21 protein-coding genes and 1 pseudogene are annotated in these 24,148 nt (G+C 36.3%); 17 read left to right on the plus strand and 5 right to left on the minus strand.

Going from position 1 to position 24,148, the window contains the following annotated elements; genetic code table 11:
- Nucleotides 1-143 precede the first annotated feature (143 nt).
- The 7 genes from MHH45_RS26500 (at nucleotide 144) to MHH45_RS26530 (ending at nucleotide 9,857) form a co-directional block, all read left to right on the plus strand.
- A complete protein-coding gene (locus MHH45_RS26500; protein ID WP_016115688.1) occupies nucleotides 144-2,243 on the plus strand; it encodes a vWA domain-containing protein in 2,100 nt (699 codons plus the stop codon).
- 29 nt (nucleotides 2,244-2,272) lie between these two features.
- Nucleotides 2,273-5,635 carry a tubulin-like doman-containing protein gene (locus tag MHH45_RS26505; RefSeq protein ID WP_016115687.1) on the plus strand — a complete coding sequence of 1,121 codons (3,363 nt, stop codon included), beginning with the start codon at nucleotides 2,273-2,275 and terminating at the stop codon, nucleotides 5,633-5,635.
- A 57-nt stretch (nucleotides 5,636-5,692) separates the two neighbouring features.
- Nucleotides 5,693-5,830, plus strand: a complete 138-nt coding sequence (locus tag MHH45_RS26510; protein WP_016115686.1) for a hypothetical protein — start codon at nucleotides 5,693-5,695, stop codon at nucleotides 5,828-5,830.
- Nucleotides 5,831-5,901: 71 nt separating this feature from the next.
- On the plus strand, nucleotides 5,902-6,147 hold the full coding sequence (locus MHH45_RS26515) for a DUF1294 domain-containing protein (protein ID WP_016115685.1): 246 nt from the start codon (nucleotides 5,902-5,904) through the stop codon (nucleotides 6,145-6,147).
- Nucleotides 6,148-6,452: 305 nt separating this feature from the next.
- On the plus strand, nucleotides 6,453-7,394 hold the full coding sequence (gene rarD / locus MHH45_RS26520) for an EamA family transporter RarD (protein WP_016115684.1): 942 nt from the start codon (nucleotides 6,453-6,455) through the stop codon (nucleotides 7,392-7,394).
- Between the two features lie 77 nt (nucleotides 7,395-7,471).
- Complete coding sequence (locus tag MHH45_RS26525; RefSeq protein WP_016115683.1) at nucleotides 7,472-7,897, plus strand: divergent PAP2 family protein; 426 nt, start codon at nucleotides 7,472-7,474, stop codon at nucleotides 7,895-7,897.
- 100 nt (nucleotides 7,898-7,997) lie between these two features.
- Nucleotides 7,998-9,857: a terpene cyclase/mutase family protein gene (locus MHH45_RS26530; protein ID WP_088094229.1), complete on the plus strand. Its 1,860-nt coding sequence runs from the start codon at nucleotides 7,998-8,000 to the stop codon at nucleotides 9,855-9,857.
- Nucleotides 9,858-9,937: 80 nt separating this feature from the next.
- Here MHH45_RS26530 and MHH45_RS26535 read toward each other — a convergent pair whose 3' ends face one another.
- Entirely contained in the window at nucleotides 9,938-10,087 is a 150-nt protein-coding gene (locus MHH45_RS26535; protein WP_016115681.1) for a YfhD family protein, read from the minus strand.
- Between the two features lie 132 nt (nucleotides 10,088-10,219).
- On the opposite strand from MHH45_RS26535, the gene fabG reads away from it, so the two are divergent.
- Nucleotides 10,220-10,960 (plus strand): 3-oxoacyl-ACP reductase FabG, encoded by a 741-nt coding sequence (gene fabG / locus MHH45_RS26540; RefSeq protein ID WP_016115680.1) that lies wholly within the window; start codon nucleotides 10,220-10,222, stop codon nucleotides 10,958-10,960.
- A gap of 109 nt (nucleotides 10,961-11,069) precedes the next feature.
- Here fabG and MHH45_RS26545 read toward each other — a convergent pair whose 3' ends face one another.
- Nucleotides 11,070-12,554 carry an aldehyde dehydrogenase family protein gene (locus MHH45_RS26545; RefSeq protein ID WP_016115679.1) on the minus strand — a complete coding sequence of 495 codons (1,485 nt, stop codon included), beginning with the start codon at nucleotides 12,552-12,554 and terminating at the stop codon, nucleotides 11,070-11,072.
- Nucleotides 12,555-12,828: 274 nt separating this feature from the next.
- Here MHH45_RS26545 and MHH45_RS26550 point away from each other — a divergent pair, with 274 nt between their 5' ends.
- Together MHH45_RS26550 and panF are read left to right on the plus strand one after the other, a co-directional pair.
- Nucleotides 12,829-13,107, plus strand: coding sequence for a YhdT family protein (locus tag MHH45_RS26550; protein ID WP_016115678.1), 279 nt, complete (start codon nucleotides 12,829-12,831; stop codon nucleotides 13,105-13,107).
- A 3-nt stretch (nucleotides 13,108-13,110) separates the two neighbouring features.
- Complete coding sequence (gene panF / locus MHH45_RS26555; protein ID WP_016115677.1) at nucleotides 13,111-14,547, plus strand: sodium/pantothenate symporter; 1,437 nt, start codon at nucleotides 13,111-13,113, stop codon at nucleotides 14,545-14,547.
- Nucleotides 14,548-14,839: 292 nt separating this feature from the next.
- Here panF and MHH45_RS26560 read toward each other — a convergent pair.
- A pseudogene (locus tag MHH45_RS26560) lies at nucleotides 14,840-15,117 on the minus strand (hypothetical protein); the annotation flags it as partial.
- Between the two features lie 503 nt (nucleotides 15,118-15,620).
- Between MHH45_RS26560 and MHH45_RS26565 the strand changes: the two are divergent.
- The 4 genes from MHH45_RS26565 (at nucleotide 15,621) to MHH45_RS26580 (ending at nucleotide 20,554) form a co-directional block, all read left to right on the plus strand.
- The gene (locus MHH45_RS26565) at nucleotides 15,621-16,553 is read left to right on the plus strand and encodes a nucleoside hydrolase (RefSeq protein ID WP_016115675.1); all 933 of its coding nucleotides are present in this window, start codon (nucleotides 15,621-15,623) and stop codon (nucleotides 16,551-16,553) included.
- Between the two features lie 119 nt (nucleotides 16,554-16,672).
- Nucleotides 16,673-17,782, plus strand: coding sequence for a serine hydrolase (locus MHH45_RS26570; RefSeq protein WP_016131781.1), 1,110 nt, complete (start codon nucleotides 16,673-16,675; stop codon nucleotides 17,780-17,782).
- A gap of 179 nt (nucleotides 17,783-17,961) precedes the next feature.
- Nucleotides 17,962-19,470 (plus strand): argininosuccinate lyase, encoded by a 1,509-nt coding sequence (gene argH / locus MHH45_RS26575; RefSeq protein ID WP_016115673.1) that lies wholly within the window; start codon nucleotides 17,962-17,964, stop codon nucleotides 19,468-19,470.
- A 247-nt stretch (nucleotides 19,471-19,717) separates the two neighbouring features.
- Nucleotides 19,718-20,554 (plus strand): GNAT family N-acetyltransferase, encoded by an 837-nt coding sequence (locus MHH45_RS26580; RefSeq protein ID WP_016115672.1) that lies wholly within the window; start codon nucleotides 19,718-19,720, stop codon nucleotides 20,552-20,554.
- A 35-nt stretch (nucleotides 20,555-20,589) separates the two neighbouring features.
- On the opposite strand, the gene MHH45_RS26585 is transcribed toward MHH45_RS26580, so the two are convergent.
- Both MHH45_RS26585 and ric read right to left on the minus strand, forming a co-directional pair.
- Nucleotides 20,590-21,342 (minus strand): (S)-benzoin forming benzil reductase, encoded by a 753-nt coding sequence (locus MHH45_RS26585; protein WP_016115671.1) that lies wholly within the window; start codon nucleotides 21,340-21,342, stop codon nucleotides 20,590-20,592.
- Nucleotides 21,343-21,392: 50 nt separating this feature from the next.
- The gene (gene ric / locus MHH45_RS26590; protein WP_016115670.1) at nucleotides 21,393-22,127 is read right to left on the minus strand and encodes an iron-sulfur cluster repair di-iron protein; all 735 of its coding nucleotides are present in this window, start codon (nucleotides 22,125-22,127) and stop codon (nucleotides 21,393-21,395) included.
- 285 nt (nucleotides 22,128-22,412) lie between these two features.
- On the opposite strand from ric, the gene MHH45_RS26595 reads away from it, so the two are divergent.
- From MHH45_RS26595 to cspB, 3 genes are all read left to right on the plus strand, one after another.
- On the plus strand, nucleotides 22,413-23,030 hold the full coding sequence (locus tag MHH45_RS26595; RefSeq protein ID WP_016115669.1) for an acetate uptake transporter: 618 nt from the start codon (nucleotides 22,413-22,415) through the stop codon (nucleotides 23,028-23,030).
- A gap of 301 nt (nucleotides 23,031-23,331) precedes the next feature.
- Nucleotides 23,332-23,643 carry a flavodoxin domain-containing protein gene (locus MHH45_RS26600; protein ID WP_088094230.1) on the plus strand — a complete coding sequence of 104 codons (312 nt, stop codon included), beginning with the start codon at nucleotides 23,332-23,334 and terminating at the stop codon, nucleotides 23,641-23,643.
- Nucleotides 23,644-23,875: 232 nt separating this feature from the next.
- Nucleotides 23,876-24,076, plus strand: coding sequence for a cold shock-like protein CspB (gene cspB / locus MHH45_RS26605; RefSeq protein ID WP_001179149.1), 201 nt, complete (start codon nucleotides 23,876-23,878; stop codon nucleotides 24,074-24,076).
- The last annotated feature ends 72 nt before the right edge of the window (nucleotides 24,077-24,148 follow it).

Consider the following 24,148-nt stretch of genomic DNA (forward strand, 5'->3'; position numbering starts at 1 on the left):
AAAAGGAGGTTATCATTCCAGTAATTTAGTTTACATAATGACATTATAATGATCTACATATCCCAAAATACAAGTCATATATCTTGTTTCTTTTCATAAATTTAAACATAGGAATTTGTCTACAAAGGTGGCGAAGCCTCATCATGAAGATTCGAATTTGTGCCACATTCATCTTTTTTCTATTATTGTGTTTGAATCCTTTTTCAACTTTTGCAAAAGGAGAGGAGGCAAAAGAAAGGGTCGTTTCACTTGTATATGATGATTCTGGCAGCATGAGAAATAACGATCGCTGGAAATATGCCAACTATGCTTTGCAAAGTTTAGTTGCATTATTAGATGAAAAAGATAGATTTTCATATGTTCCAATGAGTCGTCCTACTGAAGCGTTAAATATCACACTAACAAATGAAAAAAGACAAACAGAAATTGATCAAATTGGAGCGTGGAAGAATTATTTAAATACGCCGTTTAGCGCAGTAGAGACCGCGATGCAATCTATTAAAAAGGAAGCGGACATAAATGGAAAACGTGAATTTTGGCTTATTGTATTAACTGACGGGGCATTTAATGAATTAGAAAAAGAAAAGACCGGCGGTAAAGAACAAATCACGCAGAAACTGGAACAGTTTAAAAAAGAAATGGAAGCGAAAAAAATATCATTGCATCCAGTTTTAATAACAATGGAAGAAAACTTAGGACAGCAAGAGCAACAACAGATGAATACGTTTAAAGAAATTTGGAAGCAAGAAATAAATGGTATCGTTATGCCAACGAGTGGAGAAGATGGAGTCATTCAAAGTGTAAATCAAGCTGCTGCCTTGGTTGCGAATCGAGATCCGTTTTCTTCTGTTGAATCTGTCGTGAAAACGACTATATCTGGTAACAAATTAGAGATTACTACACCATTCCCATTAAAGCGAATGACGCTCGTACAACAATCTTCTAATACATCGCGATATCGGATAGACCAACTTGCCAAACCATTAGCAGTACAATCGTCCTTTTCGATTCATGCACCAGGAGAATCAAATTTATATGGTGGTATTACTCATATTGGTGCTACGAATCATGAAGTGATTAAACCAGGGACATACACGTTAGAAATTGATAGAGATATTGTGAAAGAAGGATCGAAAGTACTTGTTGAACCAGCACTTGATTATACCATTGCTACTTATGATAAAGAGGATAAAGCGAAAAAAAACGTCGAGAAAATGTATGAGGGAACGAAAGCAGTGATTGAAGCGAAACCGACGGATTTACCAATACAATCTTCTTATTTCCAAGCAGAAGTAGAACTAGATGGAAAGCTGTATCCGATGAAATGGGATGATAAAAGGCATGTGTTTTACTATGAATTACAAATTAAAAACCAATTTGTACGTGGGAAAGTTCATATGAATATAAAAGGGTTTTACAGGCAAACGAGAGAATTCCGAATTGATCCGATGCCAAAGGCAAAATTATCTTTACAGGTCATTACGAAAGATTATGAAGAAAAGGTAACGAATTTAGAAAAGAGTAAACCACTTGTCCTGCAGCCATTACTGAATGGTGAACCAATGACAGAAGTGGAGGTAAAAAAGCTACTGCAATCTACTGGTGTCACATCTCATCAATCGATTAACTACGAATTGCGGCAACATGAAAATCAAATTTATGTGTATCCTCGTCCTTACTACTCCGATACATTCAATTTTACAGATACCGGCACCATAGAAGCTACCATCACTATAAACGATTCAAAGTTACAAGAAGTGAAGAAAACGATTTCGTTTTATATTCAAAATGCACCATTTTGGGAACGTTATGCGCTAATTTTTCAATTTGTAATACCGATTGGGTTACTGCTTTTGCTTTTTGCGATTCTTGTTTTAGGATGGATTGTCCGACCAAGGTTTCATCGTAAAGCAATGTTGTACTATGAATGGGATCAAGAAGTAGCAAAAGATTGGCTCTATCAATCTGAACCAGAATTACTAAGAAACAAGTGGTGGAAACATTATTTTGGCATTCCATTTCGAGCAGAACGAAAGACGGTACAATCAGTAACTTTTATAGCGAAAAAAGGTTCGAAGTCTATATTTGTAGCAAAGGAATCACAAGTGATTGGTATGATTATTGACGGTATGTTTATAACAGAGGAAGAGGCCGGAAATGAGCATAAGACATTATATCCGAACGAGATTTTACTAATTGATCGTGGGTATGGAAAAGAAATTTATCGATATGAATGTGAATAATAGGAAGTTCAAATAGGAAGGTGGTTCACATGACATTACAAGTTCCAACAATTTTAATTGGCTTAGGTGGAATCGGGAGTACCGTTACACACCAAATATATGAGAAATTGCCAGAGGAACGACGTAAAAAGGTAGCGATGCATGTCTTTGATACAGATGTGAATACATTAAGTAAATTTGAGCATATTCGTAAGTTCAAGACACAAACGAGCTCTAGTAAAACGCCGCGAGAATATATTGCAGGGGATCCAACGATCCCGGAATGGTTTCCAATGGACCCTACTATTCTGGATAAGCCGTTAACTGAAGGAGCTGGTCAACTGCGTGTGATTTCACGCTTAGCTCTTCGGGCAGCGATGAAAGAAGATAAATTGACTGCTTTTTGGCAAGAAATCGAAAAGATTTTTCCTGTCACAAGTGATCAAACAGAGTATGGTGTTCGAGTTATTATCGTTACATCATTAGCTGGTGGCACTGGCTCGGGTATGTTCTTACAAATTGCGTTGTACCTACGTGAAATGCTTCGCAAGAAATTGCAACATCATAACATTTTAATTCGCGGTGCGTTTTTAATGCCAGATGCACTTGTTAAGACGCGCACCGTTAGTGCGAAAGAATTTGAAACTGTTCAGGCAAATGGTTACGCGTCATTAAAAGAACTTCATGCAATTACACTTGGCTCAACGGGTGAATTATCAAAGCGGGGGGGTGTAACAATTGAACTAGAGTATCGTCCAGATCAAGTGGATGAAGACGGAAGAACGAATCATACAATTAAAGAGCATCATTTACCATATAATTATTGTTTCTTATATGATTATGAAAATTTACATGGTCATCATTTACACAATCTATCAGATTACATGGAACAAATGACAAATACGATTTATTTACAGTTATTTAGTCCGATGTCCACAAGTCATTTTGCACAAGAGGATAATCAAATTCAGCAGTTGGCGGAATCGAACGGAAAAGCACGTTATTGTGGTGCTGGAACTGCAAAGCTTATTTATCCATATGAGCATGTTTTAAAATATTGTGCCTTGAAATGGGCTGTGCAAGGATTAGATGAATCCTGGCTACATTTAGATCAATTGTTTCAAGAGAAAAAACAGCGGTATGAACAAGATGTTCGTCGTGGTATGCAGCGTGAGAAGCCAGAGCGGGGAAAGAGTTATTTAGAAGATTTAGAGCATCTTGCCACTCGCCCAGAACAAGCACATATTTTCTATAGACAAATGTACAATGAAACACGCGAAGGTGCAGAAGGTGGTAAGGTAGGCGTCGCGAAATCAAAATTATTTTTAGAAGCGGTCGAAAGTTACGTGCAGCGTACAGTACAAAAAGATGAAGAGTTAAACAGATTACAGCATGAGTGCAAAATATCTGCTGCGAAGCTTAAAATGATGGAACAAATGAAGGGCGAAGTAGCAAGAGTTGATCACGCTGTCAGGTTGTATGCCTATGCGATACCGAGCCGTGTGCATGAGCATGTGACGACACTTTTATATGACATGATAGAATCAGACCGCTATACGCCTAGTGGATCAGAGGGGCAGTCATATCAACTAAATACATGGTTTTTAAAGAAAACAGAAGCTGTTCATCCAGTGGCTGCTCGTTTCATGCTGTATGAGATTCGAAAGCAATTAGTAGAGAAAATGAATCGATTACATGAGAGCAATGAACAGAAGCGTAATCTAATTCAAAACTATGATAAGAAATTTAATGTGAGCAATATTGATGGTACAGTAACAGCTGTGCGACGTGTTGAACTTGCACAGCAACAAGGTTGGTTTGGCAAAATGTTTTATAATCAGCAGCGTATGTTCCGAAAAGAATTTGAAGATATAGTGACGCAATACGTGCATAAGTTAAATGAATATCGCAAAGAAATGCTACTGGAACTCGTTTATCAATCGCTATATCAGGCAGTAAATAAAATGATCCAACATTGGGAAAGATTCTTTGATAATTTACAAGAAACACGTGAAAATTTGCTGTTTGAAATTCAAAAACGCAGCAAAGAATTTGAAGGGAAAACAAATCCGACGAATGTATATGTGTTAGCAGATGAAAAGCTACAAGAAAAAATATGGGAAGATATGCAGCAGCATTTAAACTTAGGTGTGCTTCCAAAGGATATATCAGCAGAGATGTATATGAGCTTGTATGCGGAATATTGCCGCGATGCACAAGCAGAGGAAAGTCAATCGAAGAAAGTAGAGGATTTTTATCGGGAGCATATTTTAACGTATTGTTATAACGAGCTCCAAGTCCGATATCGTGACAAATTAGAACTCAATATTATTGAAGCATTGCGAAAAGAAGCTGATTTTAAAAAGCGTGATCGTAATGAATATGTGAGAGAAAAAATTGAAGATCTCTTCCATCTAGCAAGCCCATTTATCCCGAAGGTAGCCCATCATCGAGAGTTACAATATTGGGGTATACATCCATCACTAAAACAGGAACTACAGGAAGAACTATTGCAAGAAATGTTTCAAGAAAAAGATACAGTGAATGAAGCATTTTCACCATTTGAAGTAATTTGTTACCGAGCTCATTATGGATTATCATTACAAGATTTTCCTAAACTTTCATCGGGACATCTTGCAAATGGTTTTATGAATGATAAAGGAGATTATTTTCAGTCTTATTATCGTCGTGTGAATAAATTGAATATTAAAAAATCTAATTTAACACCACATTTAGATAAATATTGGCACTTACCAGCCTTCATGCCCGATTTAAATGCAACGCAAACGAAGCTAGATTATGATAAATGTAATCGTGCTCTTCTTTATGCATATATGTACCGGTGGATTAGTCTTGTCGCTGTCGATGGTCAATTTGTATATCAATATAATGGTGTAGGGCGAAGCTTTTTAATTCAGTCAATGGGGAAAAACATTTCAAGTGAAAGCTATAAATTACATCGAGCATTACTTCATAATCCGTTTATTTATGAAAATATTTTGTCCCGTTTTGAAGAAGAGCAGGAAAAAGCAATGCTCCAAGGCGGACATTTGTATACACAGGCCTTTGTATTAGGGGCTCAGGATGTGAGATGGCTTAGAAAAGAGCACGTTCATAATATTTTAGATATCATTTTAATGTATGACCGTGAGGCAAAGTATGATCCAACGCTAGAAGAAACATCAGATGAATTATTGCGTTTACTTATGGATGAGATTGGTCTGTATTTTCAAAACTATTATGGTACAGGAGCAGAAATGGTTGCGAAGAAAGAGGCAGAGATGTTTGTAAAACAACTATGGGACCGTTCGTATGCGAAAGGGTATGTTGATCCAAATAGTGCGCCTTATAAAAAATGGCAGCACTTATTACATGTTCAAGATGAAGAACAAGATACAAAAACGAATGTGTAGGGGAAAGATAGGGAACCTTAAGTATGGAAATGCTATTTATGAAAAGAGGGGTTCCAGGTGCCATTTTTAGGAAGTGTGTATCAAATATTTGGATTATATCCGGAGATTTACCATGCGATGATTTCAATGGAAATAAAAGAGCAACGATTTATGGATGAAAATACAGAACAAGAAGAACAAGAAACAGAAGCATGAATGACCATGCAGGTTAGCCTGCATGGTCATTCATGTTACAATAAAGGGAATTTTTTTAGGGAGAGAAAGAAATGAAATGGATTTATTTTATTATTAATGCTATAGCATTTAGTCTTATGGGATTGGATAAACAAAAAGCAAAAAAGAAGAAATGGAGAACACCAGAAAGTACTTTGTTTTTAGCAGCAGCAGCTGGAGGAGCAGTTGGTGCATGGATTGGTATGTATGTATTCCATCATAAAACACATAAAGGTAAATTTGTTTTTGGTATACCAGTACTTGTTGTAATTACACTAGGTTTATTTTGCTTCATATAAGGAAAGGAATCTATATATATATCCATTCTGATTTTCCAACATATAAGTTGCTACTATGAAGAACAAAAGGTGACCGCTACTTGTTTTCTCTTTTTGTTTTAACTTTGCCTGGGGCAGGAAGAGAGTCTGACCACTTCTATGTATGGCTGGATGCTCTCTCCCACCTAAAAAGAAAGGTTTTATTTCGGTTTTTCAATTTGTATATAGGTACGAGGAATGTCGAAAAAGTTATAAGAGTAATATTGGTAAAGTAGCTCTGTGACAACGTATAATGAATAGAAAAAGAGAAGAGGAGAAAAGGGAAGATGGAGAGTCAAAAAGCACTGGAAAAGAAAGGGGTTTTATATGCGGCTGGTGCTTATATGATGTGGGGGGTTCTTCCTGTTTACTGGAAATGGGTAGGGGAAGTTCCTGCAGAAGAAATATTAGCACATCGTATAGTTTGGGCATTTGTTTTTATGCTGCTGATTTTGGGGGTCTCAAAGCGATTAAGGCAATTTCTTAGCGAGCTTGTGAGCCTTTTTAAACGACCTAAATTATTAATCTCGTTAACAATCGCCTCCATTTTAATTAGTGGAAATTGGTTTGTGTACATATGGGCTGTGAATCAGAATCATATAATTGAAGCGAGTCTTGGCTATTATATTAATCCTCTTGTGAGTATTTTACTTGGTACTGTTGTTTTGAAAGAAAAACTTAACTTTTGGCAATATGTTGCAGTTGGTTTAGCGGGAATAGGTGTTATTGTTTTAACGTTTCGATACGGTTCGATTCCATGGATTGCCCTTTCACTGGCGTTTACATTTGGATTATATGGGTTGACCAAGAAATTACTGAATTATGATGCAATGATAGGTCTTACAATGGAAACAATGATTGTGACGCCCCTTGCGGTTATTTACTTGATTATGATTGGTGAGCATGGTTTTGGTTCATTTGGTTCTATTTCGATCACTTCAACGTTACTATTAATGGGAGCGGGGGTTGTTACGGCATTGCCACTTTTTTATTTTGCAAAAGGAGCACAGCTCATTCCACTCTATATGATCGGTTTTTTACAATATATTTCACCGACCATCAATCTGATTTTAGGTGTCTTTATTTTCCATGAGCATTTTACGTCGGCTCATACGACAGCCTTTTTCTTTATTTGGATGGCATTATTAGTATTTTCAATGGCAAAAACAAAATTTTTACTTCGTAAGCAACCGAAATTTCTTAAAAATAAATCAGCAAAAGTATCATAAAGCGTAGTATTTTCTACGCTTTTTTCTTTATACTTATAGTATGGAATTTCCATTACCGAAAGTAGGGAGCTGGAAATATGGAGACAATTTTACATAATGATCCGCTTATGGCAGCTGTAATGGCTTGGTTTTTGGCACAACTAACGAAAGTCATTTTTAAACTAGTAAAGACGAGAGAATTTGATTTTGCACAATTTTTTGCTTCTGGTGGAATGCCAAGCTCTCATTCTTCAACGGTTACAGCGTTAGCAACAGGAGTTGGCATGGTGGAAGGAGTTACGAGTGCAGTGTTTGCTGTAGCAGCCATTTTTGCCATTATTGTCATGTACGACGCTTCAGGAGTAAGGCTCGCAGTAAGTAAACAGGCGAAGATTTTAAATGATTTTTTTCATGGTAGACAAACAGAATATAAGAAATTAAATGAACTTGTCGGACACACGCCTTATCAAGTTGTTGTCGGAGCTATTTTAGGAATTGTTGTTGGAATTGGATATTGTTTATGAACAGAATGTGTATTTACATGTTCTGCTTTTATTTGTTTTATACATAATTGCGTGCGAAGTGGAATATCGTATACGGATTTAGAAAGGGTAGGTGAAAAGGGTGTTATTATATGAAAAAGTGCGTGAGAAAGTTAAGAAGGAAATTACTGCACTGCAGGCGATGCAACAACAAGATGGCATGTGGTGCTTTTGTTTTGAAGGTTCACCGTTAACAGATTGTCATATGATTTTTTTACTTAAATTGTTAGGCCAAGATCAAGAGATAGAGCCATTTGTTGCAAGACTAGCATCTCTGCAAACAAATGAAGGAACTTGGAAGCTGTACGAAGATGAGCCTGTTGGTAATTTGTCAGCCACCATTCAGGTGTATGCGGCTTTACTTGCTTCTAAAATGTATACGAAAGAAGATATAAATATGAAGCGTGCAGAAGCGTTTATTCGGAGGCAGGGTGGGATTACAAAGGCTCACTTTATGACGAAGTTTTTATTAGCGCTTCATGGAGGATATGAATATCCTTCTTTATTTCACTTCCCAACACCCATGTTATTTTTACCTGAAGATTCCCCGCTTAGTATATTTGAGCTAAGTAGTTCCGCACGTATTCACCTCATTCCGATGATGATTTGTATGAATAAACGATTTACTGTGTCCAAAACGATTCTTCCTAATTTAGATTATATTTCAGGTGGGAGTAAAAAGCAGTGGTTCCGTGAAGAACGTTCACCATTGTTTCAAACGCTTCTTGGAGATGTGAAGAAGTTTTTATTATATCCTTTATCTTTGCATCATAAAGGGGACAAAGAAGTAGAACGTTTTATGATTGAGCGGATTGATACAAATGGAACATTATACAGTTATGCGAGTGCTACATTTTACATGATTTATGCATTCCTTGCACTGGGGCATTCCATTCAATCGCCGCTTATTTCCAATGCAGTATTAGGATTGAAAACTTATGTATGGAATATGGATAGGGGAACTCATCTTCAAAATTCACCATCTACAGTGTGGGATACCGCTTTACTAAGCTATTCGTTGCAAGAAGCAGGTGTACCACATGATCACCAAATGATTCAAAAAGCGACAGATTATTTACTGCAAAAACAACATAAAGAGAAAAAAGATTGGAGTGTGCATGCTCCATCACTAGACGCTGGAGGTTGGGGCTTTTCAGATATTAATACGACAATTCCTGATATTGATGATACGACAGCTACACTTAGAGCGTTAGCGCGAAGTAGGAAAGGGAATCAAAAAGTAGAAGAAGCTTGGAAAAAAGGAATTGAATGGATGAGGGGATTACAAAATATTGATGGGGGCTGGGCTGCTTTTGAAAGAGGTGTAACAAGTAAAGTTTTAACACATTTACCTCTTGATAACTCAGGGGACATGGTTACGGATCCGTCTACGCCAGACATTACAGGTAGGGCGTTAGAGTTTTTTGGAACGTACGCTCCAAAAGAGTTACAAGGTGACCCAAAAGATCGAGCGATTCGTTGGTTAATTCATACGCAGGGGAAGAACGGATCCTGGCATGGGAAATGGGGTGTGTGTTACATATATGGTACTTGGGCAGCTCTCACTGGTTTACGCTCTATAGGAGTTTCATCTAATCATATAGCTTTACAAAAAGCAGCTACATGGTTAGAGAGTATTCAGCATAGTGATGGAGGGTGGGGCGAGTCTTGCAGGAGTAGTATAGAGAAGCGATTCATTTCGTTACCTTTTAGTACACCATCACAAACAGCATGGGCGCTCGATGCACTTATTGCTTATTATGATACGGAAACGCCTGTTATTCGAAAAGGGATTTCTTATTTACTTACACATCTAACTCAGAATCAAGATTATCCTACAGGCATAGGGCTACCAGATGGATTTTATATTCGATATCATAGCTATCATCATATATTTCCACTCCTTACTTTTGCTCATTATATAAAAAAATATAGAAAATAAACCGAGAAATGATCTCGGTTTATTTCGTTTTTTATGGGTAGTAGGTCCCAATTGCAAAAGGATAAGGGCGAGATAGCGCCTTATTTTTGTTCTGACTGGCGTTTTTGACGTGCATCGGCGGCGTCAGCACGTGCGTTTGCTTCTAAATCATCATGATCAGCGAGTTCACGAGAAAACTCTACATCAATACCATCAGAAGTTTTGTTTCGTCCTAGGTGCTTTTTGTTCATTCGACACAATCTCCTTGTGTGTATGCTATGTTGCAACTTTAGTTTGACACAAATAGACTTTTTTATACAAAAAGGATTTAGAAAGGAAAGAGCCGAAATATACAGTATAAGTAATAGAAATGGGGGAGAGTAATGGAGTTTTTACATGGGAAAACAGCTGTTATAACAGGAGCTGCACAAGGGATAGGAAAAGAAATTGCTTGTACTTTTGCAAAGTTAGGTGCAAAGGTGTTAATTAGCGATGTAAATGAGGAGAAATTAAAAGAAACAACAAGAGAATTTTTAGACCAAGGATATGAAGTAAGTTTATACGCATGTGATGTGAGTAATCAAAACGAAGCGAAGTCATTAATTGAATACGCAGTTCAAACATTTGGGAAATTACATATTTTAGTGAATAATGCAGGGGTTACAAGAGATGCGATGTTACATAAAATGGAGAAATCAGCTTGGGAGCAAGTAATGCAAGTAAACTTAACCGGTGTGTTTTATTGTATGCAACCGGCACTTCTTTATATGAGACAGCAACAATTTGGACGTATCATCAATATTTCTTCCATTAGTAGGGAAGGGAATATTGGGCAAGCAAATTATGCTGCAACGAAAGCGGGTGTCATTGGATTAACAAAAACGGCAGCAAAAGAAGTGGGTGGATTTGGTATTACTTGTAATGCCATTTGTCCAGGGTTTATGGATACAGATATGACAAAAACAATACCAGATAAAGTGAAAGAGAAGATGGTTGGTGCAATCCCAGTTGGAAGAATTGGAACGCCACAAGATATCGCGAATGCAGCGGCCTTTTTCGCTTCAGAGTATGCTTCTTATATTACAGGCGAGGTATTAAATGTGAGTGGTGGCTTGCAAGTGTAAGAGATAGTTCCATATTTTTAAATATGTTACGGAATAAAATATTTGGGCTCTCTAAACGAGTTGTTACATAATAAGTAGAGCCTGACCAACTTTGGTCAGGCTCTTTCATTTAGTTTAGGTTCACCCAAACACTTTTCACTTCTGTATAGTTGTTTAATGCATAAGATCCCATTTCACGACCAAGGCCAGATTGCTTAAATCCACCGAATGGAGAAGCTGCATCAAATACGTTATAACAGTTTACCCACACTGTACCAGCACGGACTTTGCTGGCAATGTAATGTGCATTTTTCACATTTTCTGTCCATACACCAGCAGCTAAACCAAATGATGATTTATTTGCACGTTCAATTACTTCATCAATATCATTAAATGGCAATGCGGAGATGACAGGACCAAAAATTTCTTCTTTGGCGATTGTCATTTCATCATTTACATCTGCGAATACTGTTGGGGCAACAAAATACCCTTGCTCGTATGGTTTGTTTCCACCAACAAGTACTTCTGCACCCTCTTCAATACCTTTTTCAATGTATCTCATAACGCGTTTTTGTTGTTCTTCGGAAACGAGAGGCCCAATTGTAGTTTGAGGATCTAATCCTGCACCTTGTGTTAATTTTTTCGAATATAGAACAAGGTCAGCCATAACGTTATCATACATTTTCTTTGGAATAAATAAACGTGACCCTGCACAACATACCTGACCTTGGTTAAACATAACGCCAGAAAGTGCAGCTGGAATGGCACGAGATAAATCAGCATCTGGTAGGATGATATTTGGTGATTTGCCGCCAAGCTCTAACGTAACTCGTTTCAGTGTTTCAGATGCTTGTCTCATAATTTGTTTACCGACAGGAGTCGAACCTGTAAATGCAATTTTATCAACGAGAGGATGATTCACAAGAGCTTGTCCAGCTGTTTCACCGAATCCTGGTACGATGTTAACAACACCTTTTGGGAATCCAGCCTCTTCAAATAATTCAGCTAAGTATAGAGCGGAAAGAGGTGTTTGTTCCGCTGGCTTCAACACGATTGTACAACCAGTTGCAAGAGCAGCCCCCATTTTCCACATTGCCATTAGAAGAGGGAAGTTCCATGGAATAATTTGACCAACGACACCAACTGCTTCATGGCGTGTATAGTTGAAATATTCTCCAGAAACTGGAATTGTTTGGCCGACGATTTTTGTAGCCCAGCCAGCATAATACCGCATATGTTCAATTGCAAGCGGAATGTCTGCTGCTAATGTTTCACGAATTGGTTTTCCATTATCCAACGTTTCAAGTTGTGCAAGTTCCTCTTTGTGTTCCTCCATTAAATCTGCAAGTTTATACATAAGACGGCTGCGTTCAGCGCCGCTCATACGCGACCAAGGTCCTTCATCAAATGCAACTCTAGCAGCTACTACAGCTTTATGAATATCTTCGCGACCAGCTTCGGAAACAATCGCAAGTGTTTCGCCAGTTGCTGGGTTAGGAGTTTTAAATGTCTTTCCGGAAGCGCTTTCGACGAACGCCCCATTCACATATAATTTTTTTGTTCCTTGAAGAAACTTTTCTACTTTTTCATGAAGATTTACAGCTAGTTGACTCATTGTATAACCCCCTTGAAAATATAATGTAAACGCAGTACGAGACGGCGTTTATTCCAATAGCAAGGTTGTAAAGAGACTAGGTGAAAGACCTCTAATTTTAATCATAAATAAAAAATACTGAAAATTCAAATTTTATTTACGTTACAATTGTAAACGATATGTAATAAAGAATTGGATTCTACATAATTATAAAAATTCCTGTTCGTTTTTGTTTTCTAGTAGGAAAAACTAGAAAAACAGTGGTACAATTATACATCGTGAGAGGAGGGGGAAAATGAAGAATCAACATGATGACCCACGTTTTCGAATTGCCCATAGAGAAGCGTTAATCGGTCTTGGACTTGCTTTTATTAATTTTATAATATGGTATGGTTTTGCTTATGGGCTTGGTAGTAAGGATCCAAGTGAATATACATATGTATTAGGTTTTCCAGCATGGTTTTTTTATAGTTGTATAGTTGGATTTATTGTAATGGTTATCCTTCTTATTTTAGTTGTACGTTTTGTATTTCAAGATATTCCGCTCGATGAGGAAGAAAAAAGTGAGGAATGATAGATGAATTGGTATGTAATAATTCCAATGATAATTTGTTTTATCGTTGTATTTTTAATTGGTGTATATGCATCAAGACGTGTACAAGCAACGGCTCATAATAAATTTTTACAAGAATATTTTCTTGGAGGTCGTGAGCTAGGTGGCTTATTATTAGCTATGACAATGATTGCTACGTACGGTAGTGCGAGTAGCTTTATTGGGGGACCTGGTATTGCATACAATATGGGACTTGGATGGGTATTGTTGTCAGCGATCCAGGTTGTAACGGGTTACATTGTCTTGACAGTACTTGGCAAAAAGTTTGCGATCATTGCAAGAAAAATGGAAGCAATTACGCTTATTGATTATTTAAAAGGAAGATATAATCATAAAGCAGTGGTCATTCTTTCAGCACTATGTATTATTATCTTTTTATTTTCAGCAACAGTTGCCCAGTGGGTTGGGGGCGGAAGGTTAATTGAATCGTTAACAGGCCTTTCGTATACAACGTCTTTATGTCTTTTTACATTTTCTGTACTTGTATACGTTTTAATTGGTGGATTCCGTGCTGTTGCTTTATCCGATACATTACTCGGCATGATTATGTTAGCGGGTACAACAATTATTTTAATTGCAACGGTGATTGCTGGAGGCGGAATTGAAAAGATTATGCAAGAACTCGTTCAAATTAATCCGAACTTAATTACGCCGTTTGGAGCGGATGGTAGTTTAACAAAAACGTATGTGACATCATTTTGGATTTTAATTGGTGTTGGTGTTGTTGGTTTACCGCAAATTAGTGTACGAGCGATGTCTTATAAAAATTCAAAAGCAATGCATCAAGCGTTAATAATTGGCACAGTTGTTGTTGGTACAATTATGATTGGCATGCATTTAACAGGTGTGTTTGCTCGCGTGGTGCTCCCAGGCGTAACTGTACCAGACAAAGTAATGCCACTTCTTGCACTGGAAGTATTACCACCTTGGCTTGCTGGAATCTTTTTAGCTGCCCCAATGGCAGCAATTATGTCCACTGTAAACTCACTATTACTACTTGTGAGTTCTTCAATTATTAAGGACATATATGTAAATTACATAAATGAAAATGCCGCTGACACGGTTATTAAAAAAGGAAGTTTGTGGATTACTGGCATTGTCGGCTTACTCGTGTACGCAGCAGCTATTAAACCACCTGATTTCTTAATTTGGTTAAATTTATTTTCTTTTGGTGGATTAGAAGCAGCTTTTATTTGGCCGATCGTTTTAGGGTTATATTGGAAGAAGGGAAATGCAACTGGTGCACTTGCTTCAATTCTCATTGGTGTTGGTTCTTATATGATATTTCATCTTTGTTTCCCAAAACCATTTGGTCTGCATACGGTCGTGTTTCCCATTTGTTTTGCTTTCATTGCGTATGTAATAGGTAGTATGTTAACGTCAAATAAAGTGAAACTTTAATCAGTGGGAGGCTTCATTTCCTAGCTAACTTCTTTGTTTTGGCTGAATTTTGAGGTGGAAGTGTTACTGTCCGCAAATAGCGGGATAAAGTACCATAAAGATATAGGTTTGAATAAAATATACAAGTTGGATAGGTTCTATATTTTTTAATCAATGATAGAAAAAGATGATTAGGTTGGGGCAAAAGAGTTTATGCTCCAACCAAATAAATTTGTTGGAAAAATAGGCAATATAAAAAGTAGGGCTCTTATAGATTCAATAAGAGCCCTACTTTTTATAATTAAAAACTTAATTATGATGCGAATTTATGTGTAGGATAGGTTGGATAGTTATTTTTGTTTTTATGGAAAGTTTCTGAAAAACAAATCCGTCTAGACCGACACGCCCAGCGTTATGTCCTGCTACTAAAATAAGTATAGACAATAGTATCATATTTGGATTTGTACTTACAGTTCCACTTAAAAGAAAAGCAGTGTTTATAATAATCCCGAAAAATACAGCGGTTTTAGTTAGCCTTCCTAAAAGAAGTCCAAGCCCAACTAAAATTTCTCCCCATTGTACGAGAAAGCTAATTGAACTACCCCCACCTTCACTTCGTTTAGAGGAGGGGGTCTTCTCGGTTAAAATGATAAATAAAGCTTTTTTGTTATTACGTAAAAAATCAATAAACATAATAAATTCCTCCGATACATAATAAAATGTATTTACAAGTTTATTCTGTATTTTTGTGAATCGAATCACAATGAACGAAATTTGAACAAATGGTTTAATCCAGTGGCTTTTTGAATAATTCATCGTTTATTCAAAAAGCAGTGTGTGAATACAGTGTGATTTTAATTTATCCCGCATTAACGGGCAGTAAGACCCCCACCTCAAAATTTGGCAAAAGCAAAGAAGTTAGGTGGGGGATATGCCCGTAAAAGCCCGATTGGTTCAACTAATAATCAGTGGGGGATGAAGAAACCCCCCCACTGATTACAGTTTCACTTTATGGCGTATATGGTTTGAAAAATAGTTAACATGTATTTTGGTTTATACCATAATAAGAGGTGAAGGGATGGGGGGGAAGTGCCATGAAAAAGGTGCTTTTTTTAGGAGATCCAGGTATTGATGATTCTTTAGCCATTATGTATGGGCTATTACATCCTGAGATTGAAATCGTTGGGATTGTAACTGGATATGGAAATGTAACACAAGAGCAAGCAACGAGCAATGCTGCGTATTTAATGCAACTAGCAGGCAGAGAGGATATACCAATTATAAATGGAGCAAAAATGCCGTTGTCGGGTGAATTTATAACATATTATCCTGAAATTCATGGAGCAGAAGGGTTAGGACCAATTCGCCCTCCAAAAACCATTCAACCAAATATTAAATCGTTTTGCACAATCTTTGACATTATTAAGCGTTATAAAAAAGAAATTATTATTGTTGATGCAGGAAGATCAACAAGTTTGGCAACGGCGTTTATTTTAGGGAAAGATATAATGAAAGATGTAAAAGAGTATTACTGTATGGGTGGAGCATTTCTTGTTCCAGGGAATGTTACGCCTGTAGCAGAGGCGAATTTTCATGGCGATGCACTTGCTGCAAATGTTGTGACACACTACGCAAAGAATTTGACACTAATTCCACTCAATGTTACAAAGGATGCTATTATTACACCAGAAACTGTTCAATATATAACAAAACATTCAAAAACAAAATTTAGAGAATTAATTGACCCTATTTTTAAGTATTATTATAAAGCATATAAGAAAATAGATCCGAAAATTACTGGAAGTCCCATTCATGATGTTGTTACGATGATGGCAGTTGTAAATCCCTCTATTATTGAATATGTATACCGGAAAGTAGATGTGGACTTAGAAGGTAGTGCAAAGGGGGAAAGTATTGCTGATTTCCGACCGCAACCTGATGCAGTAGCTCTTAAAAATTGGGTGAGAATTGGATGGAAATTAAATTATAAGAAGTTTGTTGAAAACTTTGTTCGATTTATGACATAGACATAATAGGAGATTACAAGTTACAATAATAGAGATAATTATTTAGACAATTGTCTCTATTATTTTGTTTATAACTGTATATAATAGAGAAAAGATATAAATTAGGAGAGGGATTTCACTTGAGAAAAGTTATAATATGTGCAGGAATCATTGGTGTATTCATAGTACTTATATCCGGTAACTTTTTAGTGAAAAAAGTTTGGAGTTCCAATAATGACGATGCTCAATATGTTGCCTCATTTGTTGAAGAACATAAAGATGAAAAAAATAGTGCCCTACTTATAAAGCGAAATGATAAAGTTGTTTATTCTGTGAATCCAGATGTCGTGTTACCAGTTGCGAGCACGATGAAGTTAATTGTTGCACTTGAATTTACGAAACAAGTTGTAGATGGGAGAATTGACCCAAATAGTTATGTGTCAATTGATGATGTAAATCGTTACTATATTCCAAATACAGATGGTGGTGCGCAGGATCGTTGGCAAAAGTATTTAATGAAAACTGGTAAAATGGATGAAAATGCCGTTTCTTTAGAAGAAGTTGCGAAAGGGATGGTGAAATTTAGTTCAAATGCAAATACAGAATATTTAATGGATCGACTTGGACTAGATTATATTAACCAAAATTTACAAAGCCTATCACTTCCTTCACATCAACCGTTATTTCCTATTGTTTCTTCTCTATACATTCCGGGATATTTGCAGAAGGAACTGCATATTCCAAAATCTAAATTAGAGAAAAAGTTAAAAGAAATGTCTTCAGAAGAATATCGTCGTTATGCCATGTTAATACATGAACGGTTAAAAGAGAAAGGACCGTTATTACAAAAAGAAATTCCGCTCTATTTAGAAGGGAAATATGAAAAAATATGGTCAGATAGGCTGCCAGCTGCATCCGCAAATGATTATATGGTGCTTCTGGAAAAAGCGAATCATAAAAAAGGATTTACAAAGGCTGGAGAAAATGAGTGGGCAAATCTCGTTGAAACGGACATGAAAGCAAAGAAGTATCGTAAGTCATTCCGGCATGCTGGACAAAAAAATGGGTATACACCATGGACATTAGCAAAAGCAGTTTATGCCACTGATAAACTTGGGAATTGTACAGAAATTGTATTTTTAGCAAATCAATTGGATGAAGATGATAGTACAGAGCTTCGTAAGCACTTGCTAAATTTACATTTCCAGGTGTTAAAAAGTGAAAAATATGATGCCACTGTTATTAAATAAACCCGATGCGTGAAGCATCGGGTTTATTTTTATCCTGTAAAGGCCCGATTGGTGAGGGCTAATAATTAATGGGGAGATGAAGGGATTTCCCACTAATTATAGTTTCACTTTATACAAGCACCTTTTCAAAAGCTCAGGGTATGATGATTAGTAATAACTGGGCGAAAGGAGAAAAGGTGATGAAACAAAATAAGGAGGAATTTATAAAGGGTGAGGGCGCTGATTTCCCTGGGGAAACCTATGCAAATTGTGTGCTACAGCATGTGTTTCAATTTCAGCGAGATTACTTATTGCAAGAGATGTTTATGATTCATCGTGCTCATATTATCATGCTTATTGAGCAAAAATTAATGAAACAAAAAGATGCAAAAGTTATTTTAACAGCGTTAGAAAAAGTGGCACAAATTCCAAAGAGTCAATTACTGTATGAGAAGGAGCATGAAGATCTCTTTTTTTTAGTGGAGCATTTAATTGGGCAAGAAGCAAATCATAATTTTGTAAGTAATATGCATATTGGCAGGAGCCGGAATGATATGGGGGTCGCGATGTATCGGATGAGTTTGCGTCGCTATTTACTCCGTTATATAGAGCATTTTCTTCTTTTACAAGAAAGTATGTTAGAAATTGCGAATGAACATATGGAAACAATCATGCCTGCTTATACGCACACACAACCTGCCCAGCCGACAACATTCGGTCATTATATGTTAGCAATATATGATACAATGCATCGGGATTTAGAGCGTGTTTGGAAGGTATATCATCTTGTCAATCAATCTCCTTTGGGTGCAGCTGCTCTATCTACTACAAGCTTTCCTATAAATAGACAGCAGGTTGCAAAGTTGCTCGGTTTTTCAAGTGTTATTGAAAATTCATATGACGCTATTGCAAGCGCAGACTATTTATTAGAAACAAGCGCGACACTTATGGTAGCGATGACGAATAGCAGTAGATGGCTCCATGATTTCTTACTACTAGCAACAAAAGAATACAATGGGATTACTGTCGCAAACCCATACGTACAAATCAGCAGTATAATGCCGCAAAAACGGAACCCTGTTTCCATTGAACATGCTCGTGCTCTCGCTAGCAGTGCACTTGGAGAAACTTTCACTGTATTTCAAATGATTCATAATACACCGTTTGGAGATATTGTTGATACAGAAGATGATTTGCAGCCTTATTTGTATGAAGGAATCGAAAAGGCAATTCGTGTGTTTTGTATGATGAATGCAGTAATTCGAACGATGAAGGTGGAAGATGAAGTTTTAAGAACTCGCTCGTTTCAACATGCGATTACAATAACAGATTTTGCAGACGCATTAACAAAAAATTATAAGATTCCTTTTCGGCGTGCTCATCGTGCTGCAAGTGATATTGCAACAATGTCTATACAGCAGAAAAAAGAGTTACATGAACTGAATTTCACAGAAGTAAATATATATTTACAAGAAAACTTTCATGTAATACTTTCAGAAAAAGAATGGGATGATATTATATCACCAGAATCATTTGTTGAAAAACGGACTGTATATGGTGGGCCGAGCAAAAAAGAAATGGTACGTATGATTCAAAAGAGGAGAGAGTGTTTTAAGAACGAAGAAATTAAATTCGAAAGGGAAAAACAACGGATCTCACAAGCTGAAAAAGAAGTAATGACGATAGTCTTGAATATTATTGAATCGTAAAAGCAGGATTTAATGAATGAATCGCCAATATTCTATTTAAATATAAAAATATAAATCCAAATAAACCCCTTCTTTTTAGGTGAGAGAGAGTATCCGGCCATGCATAGAAACGGTCAGATCCTTTTCCTGCCTCATGCCAAGTTAAAACAGAGAGAGAAAATGAGTGTAAGTCACCTTTTCTTCTTCGTATCAACGACTTATATGTCGAAAAATCAAAAGGGATTTATATAGAAAGAAGAGATTGTCGATGATTCAATTACAGGTATATGAAGATGTTTCTTATTTTAAGAAGGAAGTCACCCCCATTTTGGAAATGAATGAGCAAGAAAATAATTTATTGTTAGGGGTGTTACAGTCTACGGAGAATCCGTTGTTTATGGCAATAGCAAAGCAAAATGAAAAAATTGCTCTCATACTTCTTCAAACTGAGAAAAAGCAAATGATTGTCGCTAAATCCGAGATTTCGCAAGAGGCTATAGAGGGGATAGCGAAACAATTAACAAAGGTGTATCCAGATATACCGGGATTGATTGGTGAAAAGCGAGTAGTGAAACAATTAGCTGAAGAGATTGCAAAATTAGAACAAAAGAAGCTTTCTATTCGTATGAATCAAGGTGTGTATGAATTAAAAAAAGTAAAGAGGCAATGGGGGGAATATGGAGTTTTCCGGCGAGTAAACAGCGTTGAACTACCATTAATTGAAAAGTGGGTGCACCAATTTTGTGAAGATGTTCATTTGCCCACTACGGAAGAAAAAGCAAAACAAACTGCAAATACATTAGTAAGTACAAATCGGTTGTTTGGATGGGAAGTAGATGGGAGATTAGTTTCAGTAGCTGCAATTACAAGGCCTACTAAGAGTAATATTACAATCAATTTTGTATATACACCGAAAGAAGAACGTAAACAAGGGTACGCTTCTAATTGTGTAGCTGCTCTCAGTCAGCTCATGTTAGACCGAGGTTATAAAACAACTACTTTATATACAGACTTAGCAAATCCAACGTCGAATAAGATTTACCAAGAGATAGGATATGAACCAATAATGGAATCTGTATTAATATTTTTAGAACCGATAAGATAAAAGGCTCGCTTATATGCGAGCCTTTTGCTATGAAACTATTTTTCATCAATGCGAAGTACGCCGCCAGATTCGAAATGGGGTGTATCTAAAAGATGGATAATCGCTTTAGCGACATATTCAGGGGAGAGTAATTTTCCTTCTTCTTTTAAAGCGATAAATCGATCTAAGTTAGTAAAATCTTCTTTTTCTGTTTGCCGAATTTGTTGCTGCATGTCTGTGTCAACAACACCTGGGGCAAAAGCAATTGTTTTTACTGGATATTCTTTTTCAGCTTCCTCTATAGCGACACATTGTGTAAACATGTTCACGCCAGCTTTCGTTGTACAATATGCTCCCCATCCAAAGTATGGTTTTTGACCGGCTCCTGAAGAAATGTTAATAATACGTTTGTCCACGTTCCAATTTTTCGTATGTTTCATAAACGAAGAAGTAAGGATCATCGGTGCAATTAAATTAATTTGTACATTTGCAATCAAAAGTTCACTTTCTGATTTTTCAATCGGTTTCATTGGTGCGAGGGTACCGGCATTATTAATCAAATGGATAGACGATATGTTTTCTTTTTCAATGGATGAAAAGATTGTTTCAAAATGAGTTTCTAGATTATGTACATCTTGGAGATCGATTGAGTGAAATGTTAAAGGAATATCTTTTTGTTTTGCTTTTTCAATAAGTTTTTCATTTTGTCTTCTAGAAATACAAATGAGTCGTGTATTTTCCTCTAATAATTGTGTAGCGATTGCCTCGCCTAATCCTTGTGAAGTACCTGTTACAATGACGTAGCGCATTTCTTTAAAACTCCTCCCATATATGTAATAAGTGGTATCGATAAGGTGTTTTATCTACATGGTATAGTATAGAGCATCTTATATAAAGAAAGTAATCTTTTGAATAAAATGTTGTTTTCAAGATGTACATGCTGGAATAAATCAGATTCAAAATCTTCTAGACGATTATAAACCATACGATATGTGCGGCATGCATGCTCTGGGGGAGTAAAATCATTTGTAATGATTCGTAATTCTTTTATAAGATCGCCAGCTCCATCATGCTCTTGTTCTAATTCTTCAAGCCTTTCAATTGCCAAAATTAAATTTTCTTGAGATGAATTTTGTTCGTATTTTTTGATAAGCGGGAATACAAGAGTTTCTTCTTTTATTATATGTTGTTCAAGTTCTAATTTTAATTCATGAAAAAGTCGGTGAACGGTACTTAAATGCGACTCTGTTTGACCATGTACGCGAAATACTTTTGTTACATATGGGCTCAGCTGTGGCAATTCTTCTTGAATATATCGATGATGTTTTTGGATAATATGGTCAATTAGTATAGAAAAATTAGCCTCACTCCAGTTTGTAGATTCATTATTTTTTGATTTATATAAAATATATTGTTCATTTAATAGTTTTAAAAGTTCATCAGGAGAAATTTCTTTTGTTTGTGTCGCTATTTCAATTGTTTTGTCCCCGCCACAACAAAAATCAATACGATGTTTTTTAAACAAATCACTTGCTTGTGGAAAAGTGGTAACTATTTCACCAACAATAGATGTTTTAGTAAAAGGTGTAGCCATATGAATCACTCCTCTGTTCATTTGTATGTTTTTAGCTTAATGGATAAGAAAAGAGATCGAGGTGATTATAATCACAAATATAATGTAGAATTCATGCATGTTTTGTAGATGCGGGGAGGAGTTGTTCAATCTGTTTGAAAAAGTAATGGTGGTGATTCTTCTTTTGAAAATGATATTTCATTGTTACAAAAATGTGAAGTCTGACGACATACAATAAAAACCATTGACATACATATCTGAATTCAGTATTGTATTCAGGTATGTGTTCAAAATCAGGAGGTTTTTATGAGTAATCAAACTACACATCATGTAAAAATGACAACAGCGGATCCATCTGGAATTGGTCTATTTGGATTAGCAATGGTAACACTTGTAGCATCATCACAAAAGCTAGGATTAACTGATGGCGTTTCATTTGTATTACCATGGGCAATCTTTTTAGGAGGATTTGCACAACTTTTTGCTTGCGTTCACGATGCAAAGCATAATAATACGTTCGGTACAACTGCTTTTGGTGCGTATGGTCTATTTTGGTTAGGTGTTGGGACATCATGGTTAATTCAACTTGGTGTATTTGGCGAAAAATTGGCACAAGCTGTAGATCCAAAGCAACTTGGTGTTGCATTTATTGGGTATCTAATCTTTACAATTTTTATGACTATTGGAGCAATGGAAACACATAAAGTATTATTTATGATTTTTGTACTTATTGATTTCTTATTTATCGGTCTTTCATTTAGTACTTTAGGTGTTATGCCACATGCTATGCATAACTTAGCAGCGTATTCTGAACTATGTATTTCATTACTATCTTTCTATGGTTCAGCAGCTGCTGTATTAAATACACATTTTGGAAAAGTTGTATTACCAGTAGGAAAGCCATTTGGCATTTTTAAAAAATAAAAATAGAGGAGCACGAATGACAAGAAGAGTCATTCGTGCTTTTTTTATAGCGTGCCCAGTTAAGCTAAGTATTGCTTACTGGTGAAAGTCTAGGTAAGAACCAATTCGCCTAGTAGCTGCTAGGCAACTAGTGGAGAAATTCTAAAGTTGAAGCCCTGTGACAAAATAACCTCTAATAGATAGCCGAATTGCTGATTGTCTAAAGGGTGATAGGGAAGTTGAATAAGTAAACAAGTAAGTGTATTTAATGCGGTAAGGAGAAAAATAAAAAAGATAATCAATTGTAAAAAGGGGTGTCAACATGGCGGAAATTTTAATAGCATTTGCAAGTATGTCAGGAAATACAGAAAGTATCGCTGATTTAATTAAAGTGAGTTTGGATGCATTTAATCATGAAGTGGAATTGAAAGAAATGGAAGGGATGGACGCAGAAGAACTATTAGAATATGATGGTATCATTTTGGGGTCTTATACGTGGGGAGATAGGGAACTACCATTTGAAGCAGAAGACTTCCATGATGATTTAGAAGGTATAGATTTAGCTGGGAAAAAAGTTGCTGTATTTGGATCTGGAGAATCGAAAGTGATGCACTGGGAGGAAAATGTTGTGTAAAATGTAAAAAAAAATAGAGAATTTAGCTTTACTTTTATTATATTGGTATGATATAGTGATTATAAACCATTTTACTTTTAATAATATAGAGATTTAAATGAGCTGTAACTTCAGAAGAGGATAGCAATGTTAAATCTCCTCTGCGGTTGCAGTTTTTTAATGTCGTTATTATTGTTGTAAAGTGGTCGAAAATGAATATGTACATATAGGTACATTGTAGGAGGATTTTTTCATGCAAAACGGTAAAGTAAAATGGTTTAACTCAGAAAAAGGTTTCGGATTTATCGAAGTTGAAGGCGGAGAAGACGTATTCGTTCATTTCTCAGCTATCCAAGGCGACGGATTCAAAACTTTAGAAGAAGGTCAAGAAGTTACTTTCGAAGTAGAACAAGGTAACCGTGGACCACAAGCTACTAACGTAGTTAAGAAGTAATTGAATTGAAAAGAGAAGGGCTTGCCCTTCTCTTTTTTTTATTGTGCCTGATTCATTTCATTCTTTCGAATG

The sequence above is a fragment of the Bacillus sp. FSL K6-0042 genome, assembly GCF_038006685.1.
Lineage (GTDB): Bacteria > Bacillota > Bacilli > Bacillales > Bacillaceae_G > Bacillus_A > Bacillus_A pseudomycoides.

What these genes read in the sequence shown, in the direction of transcription:
- MHH45_RS26500 (WP_016115688.1), top strand. Translation starts at nt 144, where the DNA reads ATGAAGATTCGAATTTGTGCCACATTCATCTTTTTTCTATTATTGTGT.
- MHH45_RS26505 (WP_016115687.1), top strand. Translation starts at nt 2,273, where the DNA reads ATGACATTACAAGTTCCAACAATTTTAATTGGCTTAGGTGGAATCGGG.
- MHH45_RS26515 (WP_016115685.1), top strand. Translation starts at nt 5,902, where the DNA reads ATGAAATGGATTTATTTTATTATTAATGCTATAGCATTTAGTCTTATG.
- rarD (WP_016115684.1), top strand. Translation starts at nt 6,453, where the DNA reads ATGGAGAGTCAAAAAGCACTGGAAAAGAAAGGGGTTTTATATGCGGCT.
- MHH45_RS26525 (WP_016115683.1), top strand. Translation starts at nt 7,472, where the DNA reads ATGGAGACAATTTTACATAATGATCCGCTTATGGCAGCTGTAATGGCT.
- MHH45_RS26535 (WP_016115681.1), bottom strand. Translation starts at nt 10,087, where the DNA reads ATGAACAAAAAGCACCTAGGACGAAACAAAACTTCTGATGGTATTGAT.
- fabG (WP_016115680.1), top strand. Translation starts at nt 10,220, where the DNA reads ATGGAGTTTTTACATGGGAAAACAGCTGTTATAACAGGAGCTGCACAA.
- MHH45_RS26545 (WP_016115679.1), bottom strand. Translation starts at nt 12,554, where the DNA reads ATGAGTCAACTAGCTGTAAATCTTCATGAAAAAGTAGAAAAGTTTCTT.
- MHH45_RS26550 (WP_016115678.1), top strand. Translation starts at nt 12,829, where the DNA reads ATGAAGAATCAACATGATGACCCACGTTTTCGAATTGCCCATAGAGAA.
- panF (WP_016115677.1), top strand. Translation starts at nt 13,111, where the DNA reads ATGAATTGGTATGTAATAATTCCAATGATAATTTGTTTTATCGTTGTA.
- MHH45_RS26565 (WP_016115675.1), top strand. Translation starts at nt 15,621, where the DNA reads ATGAAAAAGGTGCTTTTTTTAGGAGATCCAGGTATTGATGATTCTTTA.
- argH (WP_016115673.1), top strand. Translation starts at nt 17,962, where the DNA reads ATGAAACAAAATAAGGAGGAATTTATAAAGGGTGAGGGCGCTGATTTC.
- MHH45_RS26580 (WP_016115672.1), top strand. Translation starts at nt 19,718, where the DNA reads ATGATTCAATTACAGGTATATGAAGATGTTTCTTATTTTAAGAAGGAA.
- MHH45_RS26585 (WP_016115671.1), bottom strand. Translation starts at nt 21,342, where the DNA reads ATGCGCTACGTCATTGTAACAGGTACTTCACAAGGATTAGGCGAGGCA.
- ric (WP_016115670.1), bottom strand. Translation starts at nt 22,127, where the DNA reads ATGGCTACACCTTTTACTAAAACATCTATTGTTGGTGAAATAGTTACC.
- MHH45_RS26595 (WP_016115669.1), top strand. Translation starts at nt 22,413, where the DNA reads ATGAGTAATCAAACTACACATCATGTAAAAATGACAACAGCGGATCCA.
- MHH45_RS26600 (WP_088094230.1), top strand. Translation starts at nt 23,332, where the DNA reads ATGGCGGAAATTTTAATAGCATTTGCAAGTATGTCAGGAAATACAGAA.
- cspB (WP_001179149.1), top strand. Translation starts at nt 23,876, where the DNA reads ATGCAAAACGGTAAAGTAAAATGGTTTAACTCAGAAAAAGGTTTCGGA.